At 74.5% G+C, this 14,795-nt stretch carries 17 protein-coding genes; 11 read left to right on the forward strand and 6 right to left on the reverse strand.

Features of this window, described 5'->3' with window-relative positions:
- The 5 genes from VIM19_00835 to ccsB all read left to right on the forward strand — a co-directional run.
- On the forward strand, nucleotides 1-301 hold a 301-nt coding region (locus VIM19_00835; protein HEY5183460.1), incomplete at its 5' end, for a histidine phosphatase family protein.
- Nucleotides 302-308: 7 nt separating this feature from the next.
- Nucleotides 309-893 carry a TlpA disulfide reductase family protein gene (locus VIM19_00840; GenBank protein HEY5183461.1) on the forward strand — a complete coding sequence of 195 codons (585 nt, stop codon included), beginning with the start codon at nucleotides 309-311 and terminating at the stop codon, nucleotides 891-893.
- Entirely contained in the window at nucleotides 890-1,660 is a 771-nt protein-coding gene (locus VIM19_00845; GenBank protein HEY5183462.1) for a cytochrome c biogenesis protein CcdA, read from the forward strand. The genes VIM19_00840 and VIM19_00845 overlap by 4 nt, the downstream gene beginning before the upstream one ends.
- Nucleotides 1,661-1,679: 19 nt before the next feature.
- Nucleotides 1,680-3,290: a cytochrome c biogenesis protein ResB gene (locus tag VIM19_00850; GenBank protein HEY5183463.1), complete on the forward strand. Its 1,611-nt coding sequence runs from the start codon at nucleotides 1,680-1,682 to the stop codon at nucleotides 3,288-3,290.
- Between the two features lie 47 nt (nucleotides 3,291-3,337).
- Nucleotides 3,338-4,294, forward strand: a complete 957-nt coding sequence (gene ccsB / locus VIM19_00855; protein ID HEY5183464.1) for a c-type cytochrome biogenesis protein CcsB — start codon at nucleotides 3,338-3,340, stop codon at nucleotides 4,292-4,294.
- A gap of 54 nt (nucleotides 4,295-4,348) precedes the next feature.
- Here ccsB and VIM19_00860 read toward each other — a convergent pair whose 3' ends face one another.
- Nucleotides 4,349-4,645 (reverse strand): PLD nuclease N-terminal domain-containing protein, encoded by a 297-nt coding sequence (locus tag VIM19_00860; protein HEY5183465.1) that lies wholly within the window; start codon nucleotides 4,643-4,645, stop codon nucleotides 4,349-4,351.
- A 297-nt stretch (nucleotides 4,646-4,942) separates the two neighbouring features.
- On the opposite strand from VIM19_00860, the gene VIM19_00865 reads away from it, so the two are divergent.
- The 3 genes from VIM19_00865 to VIM19_00875 all read left to right on the forward strand — a co-directional run bounded on the left by VIM19_00865 (nucleotide 4,943) and on the right by VIM19_00875 (nucleotide 6,500).
- The gene (locus VIM19_00865; protein HEY5183466.1) at nucleotides 4,943-5,422 is read left to right on the forward strand and encodes an Lrp/AsnC family transcriptional regulator; all 480 of its coding nucleotides are present in this window, start codon (nucleotides 4,943-4,945) and stop codon (nucleotides 5,420-5,422) included.
- Nucleotides 5,419-5,727 carry a DUF4229 domain-containing protein gene (locus VIM19_00870; protein ID HEY5183467.1) on the forward strand — a complete coding sequence of 103 codons (309 nt, stop codon included), beginning with the start codon at nucleotides 5,419-5,421 and terminating at the stop codon, nucleotides 5,725-5,727. Before VIM19_00865 ends, VIM19_00870 begins: the two co-directional genes overlap by 4 nt.
- A 206-nt stretch (nucleotides 5,728-5,933) precedes the next feature.
- A complete protein-coding gene (locus VIM19_00875; protein HEY5183468.1) occupies nucleotides 5,934-6,500 on the forward strand; it encodes a hypothetical protein in 567 nt (188 codons plus the stop codon).
- A gap of 22 nt (nucleotides 6,501-6,522) precedes the next feature.
- Here the strand turns inward: VIM19_00875 and VIM19_00880 are convergent, their stop codons facing one another.
- The 3 genes from VIM19_00880 to VIM19_00890 are packed head-to-tail and all read right to left on the reverse strand — an operon-like array spanning nucleotide 6,523 to nucleotide 9,478.
- Entirely contained in the window at nucleotides 6,523-7,395 is an 873-nt protein-coding gene (locus tag VIM19_00880; protein HEY5183469.1) for a 1,4-dihydroxy-2-naphthoate polyprenyltransferase, read from the reverse strand.
- Nucleotides 7,395-8,564, reverse strand: coding sequence for an o-succinylbenzoate--CoA ligase (gene menE / locus VIM19_00885; GenBank protein HEY5183470.1), 1,170 nt, complete (start codon nucleotides 8,562-8,564; stop codon nucleotides 7,395-7,397). The genes VIM19_00880 and menE overlap by 1 nt, the downstream gene beginning before the upstream one ends.
- 2 nt (nucleotides 8,565-8,566) lie before the next feature.
- Nucleotides 8,567-9,478, reverse strand: a complete 912-nt coding sequence (locus VIM19_00890; GenBank protein ID HEY5183471.1) for a 1,4-dihydroxy-2-naphthoyl-CoA synthase — start codon at nucleotides 9,476-9,478, stop codon at nucleotides 8,567-8,569.
- Between the two features lie 18 nt (nucleotides 9,479-9,496).
- Here VIM19_00890 and VIM19_00895 point away from each other — a divergent pair, with 18 nt between their 5' ends.
- Together VIM19_00895 and menD are read left to right on the forward strand one after the other, a co-directional pair.
- Nucleotides 9,497-10,465: an o-succinylbenzoate synthase gene (locus VIM19_00895; GenBank protein HEY5183472.1), complete on the forward strand. Its 969-nt coding sequence runs from the start codon at nucleotides 9,497-9,499 to the stop codon at nucleotides 10,463-10,465.
- Entirely contained in the window at nucleotides 10,462-12,168 is a 1,707-nt protein-coding gene (menD, locus tag VIM19_00900) for a 2-succinyl-5-enolpyruvyl-6-hydroxy-3-cyclohexene-1-carboxylic-acid synthase (GenBank protein ID HEY5183473.1), read from the forward strand. Before VIM19_00895 ends, menD begins: the two co-directional genes overlap by 4 nt.
- A gap of 6 nt (nucleotides 12,169-12,174) precedes the next feature.
- Here the strand turns inward: menD and VIM19_00905 are convergent, their stop codons facing one another.
- Together VIM19_00905 and VIM19_00910 are read right to left on the reverse strand one after the other, a co-directional pair.
- Complete coding sequence (locus VIM19_00905; protein ID HEY5183474.1) at nucleotides 12,175-12,573, reverse strand: hypothetical protein; 399 nt, start codon at nucleotides 12,571-12,573, stop codon at nucleotides 12,175-12,177.
- Between the two features lie 12 nt (nucleotides 12,574-12,585).
- Nucleotides 12,586-13,827: an isochorismate synthase gene (locus VIM19_00910; protein HEY5183475.1), complete on the reverse strand. Its 1,242-nt coding sequence runs from the start codon at nucleotides 13,825-13,827 to the stop codon at nucleotides 12,586-12,588.
- A gap of 75 nt (nucleotides 13,828-13,902) precedes the next feature.
- Here VIM19_00910 and VIM19_00915 point away from each other — a divergent pair, with 75 nt between their 5' ends.
- Nucleotides 13,903-14,733: an SDR family oxidoreductase gene (locus tag VIM19_00915; protein HEY5183476.1), complete on the forward strand. Its 831-nt coding sequence runs from the start codon at nucleotides 13,903-13,905 to the stop codon at nucleotides 14,731-14,733.
- Nucleotides 14,734-14,795 lie beyond the last annotated feature (62 nt).

Here is a 14,795-nt window from a genome sequence, read left to right on the forward strand (position 1 = left end):
GCCGTCGTGGGGCGAGCCGTACCGCTCGCTCGCGGCCCGGATGCTGGCGGCCATGGCCGATGCGCGGGACGCCGCCGAGGGTCACGAGGCGCTGCTGGTGAGCCACCAGCTGCCGATCTGGACCACCCGCAGCTTCGTCGAGGGCCGCCACCTGTGGCACGACCCGCGCCGCCGCGAGTGCTCGCTGGCCAGCCTCACGTCCTTCACGTACGACGGCATCGACATCGTCGCCGTCAGCTACACCCAGCCGGCGCGGGACCTGCTCCCGGTCAAGGGCCGCGGCTTCTCGGTGGGGGCCTGATCCACCGATGCGACGTCTGTCCCGACGCAGCGCCGCGGCCGTGGCCGTGGCGCTCGGCTTGCTGCTCACCGGCTGCTCGGCGGGAGCCGCCGGCCCCGCGGAGCAGGGGTACGTCGAGGGCGACGGCACGATCCTCGTGGTCCCGGCCGCTGACCGGGTCAGGGCCCCCGCCCTCAAGGGCACCACCCTGGACGGCAAGTCCTTCGACCTCGCGTCGCTGCGCGGCCAGGTGGTGGTCCTCAACGTCTGGGCGTCGTGGTGCCCGCCGTGCCGGGCCGAGGGCCCGATGCTGCAGTCGGTGCACACCGACCTGCTGCCCAAGGGTGGCACCCTGGTGGGCATCGACACCAGGGACGGCGACGGCACGGCCGCGCGGGCGTTCGCGCAGAACATCGGCATGACCTACCCGAGCGTCGTGGACCGCGACGGCAAGCTGCTGCTGGACTTCGCCGACACGCTGCCCCCGCAGGCGGTGCCCAGCACGCTGGTCATCGACCGGTCCGGGCGGATTGCCGCCCGGGTCATCGGCCCGGTCACCCAGCCGCGGCTGATGGCGCTGGTCGACCCGCTGCTCGCGGAGACCGCGGGATGACCGGACTGCACCTCGGGGTGGGCAACGACTTCGCCCAGACCGTGCTCTCCGGCTCGCTGCTGCTGGCCATCCCGGTCGCGCTGCTGGCTGGCCTGGTCTCGTTCCTGTCCCCGTGCGTGCTGCCGCTGGTCCCCGGCTACCTGGCGTACGTGACCGGGCTGGTCGGCGCGGACCTCGCGGACAGCCGCAAGACCCGGCTGCTGGCCGGCTCGATGCTGTTCGTGCTGGGCTTCACCGCGGTCTTCGTCTCGTTCGGGGCGCTGTTCGGCGGGCTGGGCTCGCTGCTCAGCCAGAACTCCGAGGTGATCACCCGGGTCCTCGGGGTGCTCACCATCCTGCTCGGGCTCGCCTTCATGGGCCTGGTCCCAGGCCTGCAGCGGGACATGCGGGTGCACACCTGGCCGACGTCCCTGGGCCTGGTCGGGGCGCCGCTGCTCGGGGTGCTGTTCGGGCTGGGCTGGACGCCGTGCATCGGCCCCACGCTCGGCGCGGTGCAGACGCTGGCGTTCACCGAGTCCTCCGCGGCCCGCGGGGCGCTGCTCACCGCCGTCTACTGCATCGGGCTGGGGCTGCCGTTCGTCCTGGTGGCGCTGGCCTTCCGGCGGACCGCCGGGGCGCTGGCCTGGGTCAAGCGGCACTACCGTGCGGTCATGACGTTCGGTGGCGGGATGCTGGTTACCCTCGGCGTCCTGCTGGTCACCGGGCTCTGGAGCGACCTCACCGTCCAGCTGCAGGTCTGGGTCTCCGGCTTCACCCCGGCGCTGTGACATGACGGTTAACCCGCCGATGAGCGAGACCCCCGAGAACGACGACGTCCTCCTGGAGAGCACCACGCTGTCCACCCAGCCGGCCGCGGTCCAGCCGCCGTCGGGGTTCGGCCCGCGCTCGCTGCTGCGCTGGGCCTGGCGGCAGCTCACCTCGATGCGCACCGCCCTGCTGCTGCTGTTCCTGCTCGCCCTCGCAGCGGTGCCCGGCAGCCTGCTGCCCCAGCAGGGCAACGCACCGGCCGACGTCGCGGACTGGATCTCCCGGCACGGCGCGCTCGGGCGGCTGTTCGAGCGGCTGTCGCTGTTCCACGTCTACAGCAGCCCGTGGTTCGCGGCGGTGTACCTGCTGCTGTTCGTCTCGCTGATCGGCTGCGTGGTCCCGCGGACCCGGCTGCACTGGCGGGCGCTGCGCTCTCGGCCGCCGGCCTCGCCGCGCAACCTGTCCCGGCTGCCGGTGACCCGGTCGTTCACCACGACGGCGACGCCGCAGGAGGTGCTGGACGCTGCTCACCGGTCCCTGCGCCGGCGGCGGTTCCGAGTCGACCGGCTCGTGGGTTCGGTCGCCGCCGAGAAGGGCTACTTCCGGGAGACCGGCAACCTGGTCTTCCACCTAGCCCTCGTCGCGCTGCTCGTCGGCGTGGCGATCGGCGCGCTGTACGGCACCAGGGGCAGCGCGATCGTGGTGGAGGGCAGCGGCTTCGCCAACACGGTCACCCGCTACGACTCCTTCTCGGCCGGACCGCTGGCCAACCCGCAGCGGCTGGACCCGTTCTCGTTCACCCTCAACAAGTTCAGCGCCAGCTACCAGGAGGGCGGCAAGCAGAACGGCGCGCCGCGCTCGTTCACCGCGGACGTGACCGTCCAGGACTCGCCCACGGCGACCCCGCGCAGCCAGGTCGTGCAGGTCAACGAGCCGCTGGTGGTGGGCGGCACCAAGGTGTTCCTCGTGGGCCACGGGTACGCGCCGGTGGTCACGGTGCGTGACGGCGAGGGCCGGGTGGTGTTCTCCGACGCCGTCCCCTTCCTGCCCCGGGACGGCATGTTCACCTCGACCGGCGTGATCAAGGCGCCGGACGCCCGCCCGACCCAGCTGGGGTTCCAGGGCATCTTCCTGCCGACGGCGTCCATCGACCCGGTCCGCGGGCCGCTGTCGACGTTCCCCGCGGCCAACGACCCGGCCCTGTTCCTGTCGCTGTGGAAGGGCGACCTCGGGCTGGACACCGGCGCGGCCCAGTCGGTCTACCGCCTGGACGTCAGCCGGATGACGCGGGTCGGCCTCGAGGCGATGCGTCCGGGGGAGTCGTGGACCCTGCCGGACGGCCTCGGCACGATCACCTTCGACGGCATCAAGCAGTACGCCGCGTTGTCGATCGCCCAGGACCCCGGCAAGGGGATCGCGCTCGGCTCGGTCGTCGTGGCCATCGCCGGGCTGCTGCTGTCGCTGTTCGTGCCCCGCTGCAGGGTGTGGGTGCGCGCGACGGCGGACGACGAGGGCACTACCCTCGTCGAGATCGGCGGGCTGGCCCGTACCGAGGCGGGCGGGCTGGAGTCCGAGGTCGACGCCCTGCGCTCGGACCTTCCCGACGAGGCAGCACCAGGCGCACGCGAACCGATCGAGGAGTACCGGTGACCGCCCACACCTTCGCCTACCTGTCCAACGACCTCGTCTACTCGGCGATGGCGACGTTGACGCTGGCGCTGCTCGCGTTCTCCGCCGAGCTGGCCTTCGGCGACCGCGGCCGGGTGGCCAGGACGTCTAGGCTCACGGTGCACCGGGTCCCGGTCGCGGCGGCGGTCGGCGCCGGCGCCGCTCCCGTCGACGTCGACACGCCGGACGTGGCCGAGCCGTCGGAGGTGGACCTGCCGGAGTCCACCCGGTCGGCCAAGTTCGGCGGGATCGGCTTCGCGCTCACGGTGCTGTCGTTCGTCCTGCTGCTGGCGGCCGTGGTGTTCCGCGGGCTGGCCGCCGGCCGGGCGCCCTGGGGCAACATGTACGAGTTCTCGCTGGCGTCCGCGCTGGTGGTGACCGGTGCGTACGTCATCGCGGTGTGGCGGCGCCCGGTGCTCCGGCTGCTCGGGGTGTTCATCGTGGTCCCGGTGCTGCTCACGCTCGGGCTCGCGGTCACGGTGCTCTACGTGGACGCCGGTCCGCTGGTTCCCGCGCTCAAGTCGTACTGGCTGGTCATCCACGTGGCCGCCGCGATCATCTCGGGCGGGATCTTTACCCTCGGTGGCGCGGTGACGGTGCTGTACCTGCTGCAGGAGCGGTGGGAGCGGCGCGGCATCTCCAACTCGCTGTCCCGCCGGCTGCCCGAGTCGGAGCAGCTGGATCGCACGGCCTACCGGCTGTTCGCGTTCGTGTTCCCGCTGTGGACGTTCGCGATCGTGGCCGGGGCGATCTGGGCCGAGAACGCGTGGGGCCGGTACTGGGGCTGGGACCCCAAGGAGACCTGGGCGTTGGTCACCTGGGTGGTCTTCGCGGGCTACCTGCACGCGCGGGCCACGGCCGGCTGGAAGGGCCGCCGGGCGGCCATGATCGCGCTGCTGGGGCTGTCCGCGTTCCTCTTCAACTACTTCGGGGTGAACATCTTCTTCACCGGCCTGCACTCCTACGGCGGGCTGCCGAACAAGTAGCCGGCGCAAACCCACCACCTTGACGAGGGGGTGAGCCGGGGTGGGGCGGTCTGCTCAGCCGGCGCCGTCGGGGTGCTCGCGGCGCTGCTCGTCGAGGCGGCGCAGGAAGTCAGGGTCGTCGTCAGGGGCCAACGGTCGGGGCCGCCCACCGCGGCCCGGTCCCGGGTCCTCGCGGTCGGTCCCCGTGCCGAGGACCAGCCAGCCGAAGGAGCCGAGCACGGGGACCAGCACGATGGCCACGGCCCACACCGCCTTGGGCAGCGTGCGGACCTCTGCGGAGGGCGTCTGTGCGAGGTCGATGAGTGACCAGAGCATGAACCCGGCGGCGGCGAGGAACAGCACCAGCTTCACGGCGCTCGGTACCTCCCACCCAGGTCGACGACTCCGGCCAGGGTACGTCGAGAGGCGTGCGGGGGTCGCCGAGGGCTCAGCGGCCGCGACGGAACCGCTCGGCCTCGCGGTGCAGCTGGTCGACGCGGGCGCGGGCGATCTCCAACGAGATCAGGGACATGGGTGCTCCCTGCTGGATCGGTGCTCGCCGTCAAACTTACCGTGAAACGAAGGTTAGGTCGCTAGAGTTCCTTGTGATCTGAGGCACGATGACGGGACGGGTCGATGAAAGAGCGAGAGAAGGACCGTGCGGTCCGGATCGATGCGACCGACCGGGCGCTGGTGGCCGCCCTGCAGGCCGATGGCCGGGCCAGCTGGGCCGAGCTCGGCCGTCAGGTCGGGCTGTCCGCTCCGAGCGTGCAGGAGCGGGTGCGTCGGCTGGAGTCCACCGGGGTGATCACCGGGTACCACGCGTCGGTCGACGCGGCGGCCCTGGGGCTCGGCATGGTCGCGCTCGTCGGCATCCACCAGACCGACTCGGCCGACCAGGAGGACGTGGCCGTCCAGCTCGAGCTGGTGCCCGAGGTGGAGGACTGCTGGCTGGTGGCCGGCGAGGAGACCTTCGTGGTCAAGGTCCGGGTGGCCGACGTCGACGCGCTGGATCGGGCACTGCGGGCACTGCGCAGGGTGCCGGGTGTGGCCAGGACCCGCACCACGGTGGTGATCTCCACCCGCTGGCAGGGCCGGCCGCTGCCCGGGTCGGCGGCGCCGCCGGCGTCGGGGACAATGGACGGGTGAGACCCAGCCCCGTCCTGATCTACTCGACCTCCCGGATCCTGCTGTTCGTGGCCACGACCGGGGTGTTCTGGTTGGTCGGCTTCCGTGGGCTGCTGCTGCTCGCGCTCGCGCTGCTGGTCTCCGGGCTGCTCAGCTTCGTGCTGCTGTCCGGGCAGCGGGACGCCATGTCGGCCGCCGTGGTCGAGACCGGTGGCCGGCTCAAGCGCAGGCTGGACGATCGGACGACGGCCGAGGACGCCGCCGACGACGCACGGCGGGCCGAGCACCCCTCCGAGAGCTCTCCGGACGAGCCCACCGGGACGTAGGTCCCCTCACGCACGGTCGCTCCGGCCCTGGGACCGACCCGCGCGGCCGGTTGAGGCCCTACTCATCGAGTTCGCAACCCCGCGGACCCTTGCCACCGGGCTGGCGTCGCCGCAAGCCACGCGGCCATGGACGCGAGAGGTTTACTCACGACAGTTCAGTCGAAGACACCCGCGGCCGCTCCTGCGAACGAGACCGCGGGTCAGTCGTGGTATCGAGACTTCGCCCCTCGGGCGCCTGGCGCGGGTGGGGCGCGGTCGCGCGCATCCTGCTGGGATGCACCTTCCAGTGGGCGTTCCTGGACAAGACCTTCGGGCCCGGCTACACCACGAAGAGCGCGGCGGCCTGGGTGTTCGGCACCGGCGACGGCAGCCCGACGTACGGCTTCCTGAAGTTCGGCACCAACCCCCAGGGACCGTTCGCCAGCACGTTCAACGGGATGGCCGACAAGAGCCCCACCGCGTTCTGGAACTGGCTGTTCATGTTCGCGCTCGTGGGTGTCGGGGTGGCCTTCATCCTCGGCATCTTCATGCGTCTCGCCGCCGTCGGCGGGTCGCTCCTGCTGTTCCTCATGTACCTGGCCGAGGCGCCGTGGGCCAAGTACACCGACGCGAGCGGTGCCACCGTGGCGGGCGCCAACCCGATCATCGACGACCACATCATCTACAGCGTGGTGATGATCACCTTGATGCTCCTCATGGCCGGTCGCACGTGGGGCCTGGGCCGCTGGTGGGAGTCGCTCAGCTTCGTCAAGCGGCTGCCCTGGCTGGCCTGATCGCAGCCTGACCCGGTCGGCCTCAGCCGAGGCCGAGGCCCACCGCCAGCAACAACCCGAACACCAGTTGGAGCCGGCCGGTGTCACGCAGGACGGGGATCAGGTCCCGCCCGGTGGCACCGGCCAGCACCGTCCGTACGGGGGACACGGCCAGTGCGACCCCGCCCAGCGCCAGCAGCGCCCATGGGTACCCCCGGACGGCGACCAGCACCGGCACGAGCAGCGCGACGCCCACGCAGGTCACGTACAGCCGGCGGGAGTCCGGGGCGTCCAGCCGGACGGCGAGGGTCCGCTTGCCGGCCACCCGGTCCGACGGGATGTCCCGCAGGTTGTTCGCCACCAGGATGGCCACCGCCAGCAGCCCCACCGGGACGGCCACCACCCAGGCGAGCGCAGTGAGCCGCTCGACCTGCACGTACGCGGTGCCGACCACCGCGACCAGCCCGAAGAAGACGAAGACGAACACCTCGCCGAGGCCGGCGTAGCCGTACGGCCGTGGCCCCCCCGTGTACAGCCAGGCCGCGGCCACCGACGCGGCCCCGACCAGCAGCAGCCACCATGCGGTGGTCACGGCGAGCACCAGTCCGGCCACCCCGGCGACGGTGAACGACCCGAACGCGGCCGCCTTGACCAGCGCCGGCCGGGCCGATCCCGAGCCGACCAGCCGGAACGGCCCGACCCGGTCCGCGTCGGTGCCGCGGATGCCGTCGCTGTAGTCGTTGGCGTAGTTCACGCCGACCTGCAGCGCCAGCGCGACGACCAGCGCCAGCGCCGCCTTCCACAGCACCGCCGCCGACGCGGCCGCCGCGGCGCCGGTGCCCACGAGCACGGGGGCCACGGCGGCCGGGAGGGTCCGCGGCCGGGCCCCCTCGACCCACTGCGCGACGGTGGGCATCAGCGGCCTTCCTGCTCGTCGGTACCGCCGATGAGCGTACGCACCGCGTCCTTGTCCGGCTTGCCCGAGGGCAGCAGCGGGATCGCCTCGACCAGCATGAGCACGCGCGGCTGCGCCGCCGGCTCCAGCCGGTCGGCGACGAAGGCGCGCAGCCGCGCCAGGTCCGGCGGGTCGGCGCCACGCTCTGGCAAGACGGCGACGGCCACCCGCTCGCCCCACACGTCGTCCGGGATGCCGACCGCCACGCACGCGCCGACCGCGGGGTGGGCGGCCACGGCCGCCTCGACGGCCGCCGCCGGAACGTTCACCCCACCCGTGACGATCACGTCGTCAGCCCGGCCCAGCACGTGCAGCCGATCGTCGGCGTCCAGCCGGCCGAGGTCGCCGGTGCGCAGCCGGCCGGCGCCGTCGAGCGCCGCCTCCGTGAGGTCCGGGCGCAGCCGGTACCCGCGGAACACGGTAGGCCCGCCCAGCCGGATCCGGCCGTCCGGGTCGATGCCCACCTCCACGCCGTCCAGCGGCACGCCGTCGTAGACGCAGCCGCCGCAGGTCTCGCTCATCCCGTAGGTCGTCACCACGGCGACGCCGGCCGAGCGAGCCCGGTCCAGCAGCGCCGGGGCGGCGGCCGCCCCTCCGAGCAGGACGGCGTCGAACCCGGTGAGGTCGGTGCCCGCGTCCAGCAGCAGCCGCAGCTGGGCCGGGACCAGCGACACGTACCGCGGTGCGTCGTCGGGCAGCCCGGCCGCCGCCGCCGCGAACCGGTCGGGGTCGAACCGGCCGGTGCGGTCCACCGCGACCGGCTCGGTCCCCGCGTCCAGCGAGCGGGCCAGCACCATGAGGCCGGCCACGTGCGTGGGCGGCAGCGCCAGCAGCCAGCTGCCCGGCCCGCCCAGCCGGTCGTGGGTGGCCCGCGCCGAGGCACGCACGGCGGCCGCCGTGAGCAGCGCGCCCTTGGGCTCGCCGGTCGACCCCGACGTCGGCACCACGAGGGCGACCTCGGGATCCTCGACCGTGCGGTCCGGCCGCAGGGCCGCGAGCAGCGCCTCGACGACCGCGGGCGGCCCCGGCGGCAGCGGCAGCAGCGGCGGGCCGCCGGCCAGCGCCGCGGCCAGGGCCGGCAGGACGGCGTCGACGACCTCCGGCCCGCTCGGGACGGTGACCGTGCGCACGGCTAGAAGTACCAGGGGAACGGGCTCCAGTCGGGCGCGCGTCGCTGCAGGAACGAGTCGCGGCCCTCGACGGCCTCGTCGGTCATGTACGCCAGGCGGGTCGCCTCGCCGGCGAACAGCTGCTGCCCGACTAGGCCGTCGTCCGCGAGGTTGAACGCGTACTTCAGCATCCGCACCGCCGTGGGGCTCTTGCGGTTGACCTCGGCGGCCCACTCCAGGGCGACCCGCTCCAGGTCCTCGTGCGGGACGGCCGCGTTCACCATCCCCATGCGCACCGCCGTCTCGGCGTCGTAGGCCTGGCCCAGGAAGAAGATCTCCCTGGCCACCTTCTGGCCGACCTGGCGGGCCAGGTAGGCCGAGCCGTAGCCGCCGTCGAAGCTGCCGACGTCCGCGTCGGTCTGCTTGAACCGGGCGTTCTCGCGGCTGGCCAGGGTCAGGTCGCACACCACGTGCAGGCTGTGGCCGCCGCCGGCGGCCCAGCCCGGCACCACGGCGATGACCACCTTGGGCATGAACCGGATCAGCCGCTGCACCTCGAGGATGTGCAGCCGGCCAGCCCGGGCCGGGTCGATCGACTCGGCCGTGTCGCCGTCGGCGTAGCGGTAGCCGTCGCGGCCGCGAATCCGCTGGTCGCCGCCCGAGCAGAACGCCCGGACGCCGTCCTTGGGGGAGGGCCCGTTGCCGGTGAGCAGCACGCAGCCCACGTCCGGCGTCATGCGGGCGTGGTCGAGGACCCGGTACAGCTCGTCGACGGTCTGCGGGCGGAACGCGTTGCGCACCTCGGGCCGGTCGAAGGCGATCCGCACGGTGCCCTGGTCCAGGCCGTCGGCATGGTGCCGGTGGTAGGTCACATCGGTCAGGTCGAAGCCCTCGACCGCGCGCCACGCGGTGGCGTCGAACAGCTCGGAGATCACGTCCGCGAGGATAGGCGCATGGCGCCCGTGTACACGTTCGCGATTCCGATGCGGACGCGCTTTCGCGGCATCACCGTGCGCGAGGGCGTGCTGTTCCAGGGCCCGGCCGGCTGGGGGGAGTTCTCCCCGTTCTGGGACTACGGGCCGACCGAGTGCGCGCCGTGGCTGGCCGCGGCCCGGGAGGCCGCCGACCTCGGCTGGCCGGCCCCGGTCCGCGACCGGGTGCCGGTCAACGTCACCGTGCCCGCTGTGGGCCCCGAGCGGGCCATGGCCGTGGTGCGCGCCTCCGGCGGCTGCCGCACGGCCAAGGTGAAGGTGGCCGAGCCGGGCCAGCCCGAGGGCGCCGACCTCGAGCGGGTCGAGGCGGTGCGCGCGGCACTGGGCCCGGACGGCCAGATCCGGGTCGACGCGAACGGCGCGTGGGACGTCGACACCGCCGTCCGGCTGATCCGGCTGCTCGACCGGGTCGGCCTGGAGTACGTCGAGCAGCCCTGCCGGACCGTCGAGGAGCTGGCCGAGGTGCGCCGCCGGGTGGACGTGCCGATCGCGGCCGACGAGTCGATCCGCCGGGCTGAGGACCCGCTACGGGTGGCCCGGCTGGCGGCTGCGGACATCGCGGTGCTCAAGGTGCAGCCGCTGGGCGGGGTGCGCGCCTGCCTCGAGCTGGCCGAGCGAAGCGGCCTGCCCGTGGTCGTGTCGTCGGCCCTGGAGACGTCGGTGGGCCTGGCCGCCGGGGTGGCGCTGGCCGCCGCGCTGCCCGAGCTGCCGTTCGCCTGCGGGCTGGCCACGACCCAGCTGCTCCGAGGGGACCTGGTGCCCGACCCGTTCGTGCCCGTCGACGGCGCGCTGCGGGTGCGCCGCCCCGAGCCGACGGCGCATTTGCTCGCGGCGGCCGCGGCGGACCACGAGACGGCTGGCCGGTGGCGGGCCAGGATGGGCGCCGTGGACTCCGAGGCGGACTGGCGCGGCACGGGCGGCACCGAGTGAACCCCTCGACCGCGCTGGCCACGGTCCTCGTCGACGAGCTGGTCCGCGGCGGCGTCCGGGAGGCGGTGCTCTCACCCGGGTCCCGGTCGGCGCCGTTGGCGTTCGCGCTGCACGCGGCCGACGCAGCCGGGCGGCTGCGCCTGCACATGCGCATCGACGAGCGCTCGGCCGGGTTCCTCGCGCTGGGGCTGGCCAAGGCGTCGGGCCGTCCGGTGCCCGTCGTCACCACCTCGGGGACGGCGACGGCGAACCTGCACCCCGCCGTCCTCGAGGCGTCCGAGGCCGGCGTCCCGCTGGTCCTGCTGACGGCGGACCGGCCGCCGGAGCTGCGGGCCACCGGCGCCAACCAGACGGTCGGCCAGGTCGGCCTGTACGGGTCGGCCGTGCGGCTGTTCCACGAGGTCGGGGCGCCGCACGACGGACCCGGCCAGGTGGCCTACTGGCGGGCGCTCACGGCCAGGGCGCTGGTGGCCGCGACCGGGCGGCTGACCCGCGACCCGGGGCCGGTGCACCTCAACGTCGCGCTGCGCGAGCCGCTCGTGCCGGACGCCGACGGCGCCTGGGTCGAGCCGCTGGACGGCCGGGCCGACGGGTCGGCCTGGACCGCCCTCGCGCCCACCGCTTCGGCCCCGGCCGCTGCGGCGGACGACTGGCCGGCCCGCACCCTCGTCGTCGTGGGTGACGCGCCCCCGGCTGTCGGGTCCGCGGCCGTGAGGCTGGCCGAGGCGCGCGGCTGGCCGGTGCTGTCCGAGCCCAGCGGCAACGCCCGGACCGGCCCGAACGCGCTGACGGCGGGCCACCTGCTGCTAGGGGTGCCGGGGCTGGTCGACGTTCTGCGCCCGGACGCCGTCCTGCTCGTGGGCCGCCCGACGCTGCACCGGCAGGTGCTCGCGCTGCTGCGCCGTCCGGACGTCGTCGTCGAAGTGGTCGCGCCCACCGCGCGGTGGGCCGACCCGACCCGCACCGCCCGCCGGGTGCACCCGGACGTCCCCGCGCAGCAGGCCCACCACCCAGACCTCGACGACGGCTGGCTGCCGGGCTGGCTGGCGGCCGACGCGGCGGCGACCGGCGCTCTCGAGCGGGTGCTCGCCGCGGCGGCCGGACCGGTCGCTGCGGCCGCCGGCCGCGCGCTCGTGGCCGCGCTGCCGGCCGGGTCGCTGCTGGTGGCCGGGTCCTCCACGTCGGTCCGTGACCTGATGCTGGCGACCCCGCGCGACGGCGTGACCGTGCTGGCCAACCGGGGTGCGGCCGGCATCGACGGCACGGTGTCGACGGCCGTGGGGGCGGCGCTGGCCTGGCAGGCGGCCGGCGGCGGTCCGGCGTTCGCGGTGATCGGCGACCTCACCTTCCTGCACGACGCGAACGGGCTGCTGCTCGGGCCGGACGAGCCCCGGCCGCAGCTCACCCTCGTCGTGGTCAACGACGACGGCGGTGGCATCTTCGGGCTGCTCGAGCCCGGGGCACCGGAGCACGAGGCGGCCTTCGAACGGGTCTTCGGCACCCCGCACGGGGCGGACCTGGCCGCCCTGTGCGGCGCCACGGGGACCCCGTTCACCCGCGTCGCCACGGCCGACGAGCTGGTGGCTGCGGCGCTGGACCCGAGGGCCGGGCTGCGGGTCGTCGAGCTGCGCACCGACCGCTCGGCGGCGCGGGGGCTGCAGCAGTCGCTGCGCGACGCGGTGGCCGCCGCGGTCCGCAGCTAGCCGAAGCTAGCCAGGCTCGGCGGCCAGGAAGTCACGCAGCCGCTGCGGACCCTCGTGCACCAGGTCGAGAACCGCGCCGGTCGAGCGGTACCGCGCGGACCGGCCCGCCTCGGGGGCCACCACGAGCACCGGCCCCTCGTGTCGCTGCGCCAGCAACGCGAAGTCACCGTCGCCGCTGACCAGCACGAGCGGCCCGTCGTCCGGCTGGTAGGCCGCGGCCAGGGTGACGTCGGCGTGCTGCCAGCCGCTGGCCTCGACCACGACGGCGTGCTCCGGCCACCGGACGGCGGCCAGCCGGGCCGGGTGCCCAGCCACGACGACCCGCACCTCAGGTCCCGCGTCGTGCAGCTCGGCGGCCACCAGGCGCAGCCGGGCCGGGTCGAGGTTGTCGGCGTCGACCAGCACCTGTCGGACCGGTCAGCCCTCCGACTCGAGGGCGTCGCGCACCGGCACGAACTTGGCCTGTGCCTCGGCCAGCTCGGCCTCCGGGTCCGACCCGGCCACGATCCCGCAGCCGGCGAACAGCCGCATCGTGTCGCCGGCCAGCTCGGCGCAGCGCAGCGCGATGCCGAACTCGCCGTCGCCGTTGGTGCCGATCCAGCCGACCGGGCCGGCGTAGCGGCGACGGTCCATGCCCTCGAGCTCGCGGATCATCTCCCTGGCCACCTCAGTGGGGGTGCCGCAGACCGCGGCGGTGGGGTGCAGCGCGGCGGCCAGGTCGAGCGCTCCGGCGTCACCCGTCAGCCGGCCGGTCACGTCGGTGGCCAGGTGCTGCACGTTGGCCAGCCGCAGCACCCGCGGCCGCTCCGGGACGTCGAGGTCGGCGCAGTGCCGCGCCAGCGCCGCGGCCACCGAGTGCACCGCCAGCTCGTGCTCCTCGAGGTCCTTGTCCGAGCCCAGCAGCGCGTCGGCCAGCTCGCCGTCGACCACGTCGTCGCCGTCTCGGGACACCGTCCCGGCGAGCACCCGCGAGGTCACCCGGTCGCCGAGCCGGCGGACCAGCAGCTCCGGCGTCGCCCCGAGCAGGCCGTCGACGGAGAAGGTCCAGCAGGTCGGGTACCGCTCGGCCAGCCGGCCCAGCAGGTGGCGGGGGTCGATCGGGCCGGCCGCAGTGGCCAGCAAGTCCCTGGCCAGCACCACCTTGTCCAGCTTCCCGGCCACGATCCGCTGCACCGCCTCGCTCACCGCGGACTGCCACTGCGGCGCGGTCAGCGCGCCCTCGGCGTAGCGGACCCCGGTCGGGACGCGGGTCGGCTGCGGCGCCGGGACGTGGCTGTTGGCGCTGGAGTCGCCCACCACCGTGAGCCAGGCCCGGTCGCCCCGGCGGCCGAGCACCACCCGGGGGACCACGAGCACCGACGTCGCCGTTCGCTGGTCGAACGCGAACGACCCGAAGGCGATCGCGCCGCTCCCCGGGACGCCGACCGGGTCGTCGACCACCAGGGCCGCGCTGAACTCCCGCCACCATGCGGCGGCAGCCGCGAACGGCTCCGGTCCGATCAGCTCGACGCGGGCGGCCTCACCCCAGGCCACCATGCCCTCGCCGTCACGCACCCAGGCCAGCAGGCCGTCCGTCGGCGCCCGGGAGATCAGCTCGACCGGGTCGTCGACGGGACGGGTGCGCACGACGGTCGGCGCGACCGCAGGGGCGGTGGACACAACGCCCCAGGGTACGGCGATCAGCCGCCTGGGGCAGGCCAAGGGGTGCACCGACGTCTGGCCTACCCTCGCGCCATGGAGATCCCGGGTTCGGTCGTCGTGGTCACGGGCGGGGCGCGCGGCATCGGAGCCGCCCTCGCCGAGCAGTTCGCCCGGAAGGGTGCCGCCGCCGTGGTGCTGGGCGACGTCGAACAGGTCACTCTCGGCACGACTGTGGCGGGGCTCGCCGAGCGGTTCCCGCAGACCCGGTTCTCGGCGGTGGCCTGCGACGTCGCCGACCCGGCGGCGGTCACCGGCCTGGTGGTGGGGGCCGAGCTGGAGCACGGCCGCATCGACGTGTTCGTGGCCAACGCCGGGGTGGGGGCCGGCGGCGGTCTCGACGCGGACGACGCGGTGTGGGCCCAGGCCTGGTCGGTGAACGTGATGGCCCACGTGTACGCGGCGAGGGCGGTCGTCCCCGGCATGCTGGCCCGCGGAGGCGGCGCGTTCGTGACCACGGCCAGCGCCGCCGGCATGCTCACGAACCTGGGCAACGCGCCGTACTCGGTGACCAAGCACGCGGCTCTGGCCTTCGCTGAGTGGCTGGCCATCACCTACGGCGACCAGGGCCTCGAGGTGTCCTGCCTGTGCCCCATGGGGGTGGACACCGAGCTGCTGCGGGCCGGTCTGGGCACCCTCGAGGGCGCCTCGGTCGCCGCGTTCGGCGTGCTGCCCGTCGGCGAGGCCGCGGCGTCGATGGTCGAGCAGCTGGAGCAGGGCCGATTCCTGGTGCTGACCCATCCGGAGGCCGCCGAGTTCGAGCGGCGCCGGGTCGCCGACCGTGAGCGCTGGTTCGCCGGCATGCGCAGGGCCCAGTCCCAGGTGCAGACCGCGCTGGACGGCGCCGCGCAGCGCCCGGAGCGGTAGGGAAGGATGGCCCCGTGACGAGGGCCCAGCTGGACCGCCAGCCGCACGAGGTCGCCGCGATG

This window comes from Actinomycetes bacterium (assembly GCA_036510875.1).
Taxonomy (GTDB): domain Bacteria; phylum Actinomycetota; class Actinomycetes; order Prado026; family Prado026; genus DATCDE01.

What these genes read in the sequence shown, in the direction of transcription:
- ccsB (HEY5183464.1), top strand. Translation starts at nt 3,338, where the DNA reads ATGGCGACGTTGACGCTGGCGCTGCTCGCGTTCTCCGCCGAGCTGGCC.
- VIM19_00895 (HEY5183472.1), top strand. Translation starts at nt 9,497, where the DNA reads ATGGCGCCCGTGTACACGTTCGCGATTCCGATGCGGACGCGCTTTCGC.
- VIM19_00850 (HEY5183463.1), top strand. Translation starts at nt 1,680, where the DNA reads ATGAGCGAGACCCCCGAGAACGACGACGTCCTCCTGGAGAGCACCACG.
- VIM19_00840 (HEY5183461.1), top strand. Translation starts at nt 309, where the DNA reads ATGCGACGTCTGTCCCGACGCAGCGCCGCGGCCGTGGCCGTGGCGCTC.
- VIM19_00915 (HEY5183476.1), top strand. Translation starts at nt 13,903, where the DNA reads ATGGAGATCCCGGGTTCGGTCGTCGTGGTCACGGGCGGGGCGCGCGGC.
- VIM19_00845 (HEY5183462.1), top strand. Translation starts at nt 890, where the DNA reads ATGACCGGACTGCACCTCGGGGTGGGCAACGACTTCGCCCAGACCGTG.
- VIM19_00880 (HEY5183469.1), bottom strand. Translation starts at nt 7,395, where the DNA reads ATGCCCACCGTCGCGCAGTGGGTCGAGGGGGCCCGGCCGCGGACCCTC.